This is a genomic window from Peribacillus sp. P4_C12 (assembly GCF_056402095.1).
In genome coordinates this window covers 1-1,775 of the sequence record NZ_JBFUIB010000653.1, presented here as the reverse complement: position 1 = coordinate 1,775, position 1,775 = coordinate 1, and the positions used below count along the sequence as shown (strand labels likewise).

General features: G+C 40.0%; 2 protein-coding genes. Both read right to left on the bottom strand.

Features of this window, described 5'->3' with window-relative positions; genetic code table 11:
- Nucleotides 1-870 (bottom strand): rod shape-determining protein MreC (mreC, locus tag AC1DUW_RS27660; protein ID WP_053347161.1); only part of this gene is annotated, 870 nt, incomplete at its 3' end.
- 164 nt (nucleotides 871-1,034) lie between these two features.
- On the bottom strand, nucleotides 1,035-1,775 hold a 741-nt coding region (locus AC1DUW_RS27655), incomplete at its 5' end, for a rod shape-determining protein (RefSeq protein ID WP_477644030.1).

Sequence of the window (1,775 nt, the reverse complement as noted above, 5' to 3'; positions counted from 1 at the left end):
CTTAACTTCATCCTCCCCATCCATCTCATCTTCTACGCCGCCAACTTCACGTTTGACGACCATTACATTATTAATATCATAAAAATCCGTCGATGGTTCAATATAAGCGGTTTGGTTCAATCCATATTGATCCACTTTAACATCGACCACTTTTCCGATTGGCAGACCTTTCGGGAAGATCCCTCCATAACCAGAAGTAATGACCAATGAATTTTTCTTGATTTTTTTATCATAAGGAATCCGTTTCATTAATAAAAGATTCTTTTCATCATCGAACCCTTCAATCAAACCAAATGCTTTATCTTTGCCTTGAATGATTGCAGAGACGCGGTTAGCTTTGTCGATTGAGCTTAAAAGTTGAACAGAAGCAGTGAAATCAGTGGCTACTTTTACCTTACCAACTAAACCAGTGGATGTAATGACAGCCATATTTTTTTCTACTCCATTACGCTTTCCTTTATTAATCGTAAGCATTTCATGCCAGCGTTCAGGATTACGCCCTATAACCGTCGCCTGAATTGGCGAATACTTCCGCAGATCGTCTTCCTTACCGAGGTTATCACGAAGTTCTTCATTTTCCTCTTTTAAATCTTGCACCTGGGTTTTCAATAAAACATATTCATCCAAACGGGCTTTCAACTTTTTGTTTTCATCGTATGTATGTTGAAGTTCTTTTAAGTCCCCTACAAACCCCGTTATACCCGATACAGGCTTATTAAACACATTTCCGACCCAGCCTGTTGTATCCTTTAAGAATTTCTCGGGCCAAGTTAACTCTTCTCTCTCTCTTAATGAAAAACCGATCAATGCCACGAGAACGATAATGCTAACGAGCAAGAGAAGGAGTTTTTTATTAAAAAACTGTGGCATGATGATTGCACCTCTATTTTTAATTTACTCAATTGTAATGATTAACACATTAATAACAGCTAGCCATCAAATGTTTATAGACAGCTTAAAGAAAAAGCAAAGCCGGCTCAAAATTGCAACCTTTTGTTGAGCCGGCCCTATTTGAGAAGTAATGCTTGTAATGCTTATCTTGAATCTCTTGATTTAGTCTTGAACAAATGAATGTGGTCCAATGCTTTACCAGTTCCGATTGCAACACAATCAAGCGGATTTTCAGCAATGATTACTGGCATTTGCGTTTCTTCACTGATGACTTTATCCAAATTGCGCAGCAAAGCACCGCCGCCTGTTAGTACAATACCTCTGTCCATAATGTCAGCTGCAAGTTCAGGTGGTGTTTTTTCTAAAGTGTTTTTCACTGAATCTACAATCGCAGAAACTGTATCACTTAATGCTTTAGAGATTTCCTCAGCTGTAATTTCGATCGTTTTTGGTAATCCAGTCAAAAGGTCACGGCCGCGAATTTCCATATTTTCAATACCTTCCGTGTCACCTGCAGAACCAATTTCCATCTTAATCGCTTCAGAAGTACGTTCACCGATCATTAGATTGTAGTTCTTACGAATGTAAACGATAATGGCATCATCCATCTCGTCACCAGCAATGCGAATTGATTGGCTTGTTACAATTCCACCAAGGGAAATAATCGCTACTTCCGTTGTTCCCCCGCCAATATCAACGACCATGCTGCCTGTAGGTTCCCAAACAGGAAGATCAGCTCCGATAGCTGCTGCAAATGGTTCTTCAATTGGATAGGCATCACGAGCTCCAGCTTGTCTAGCTGCATCGATAACTGCACGCTGTTCAACTGCTGTAATTCCAGAAGGCACACAAATCATGACATACGGTTTGTTACCGAATACGCC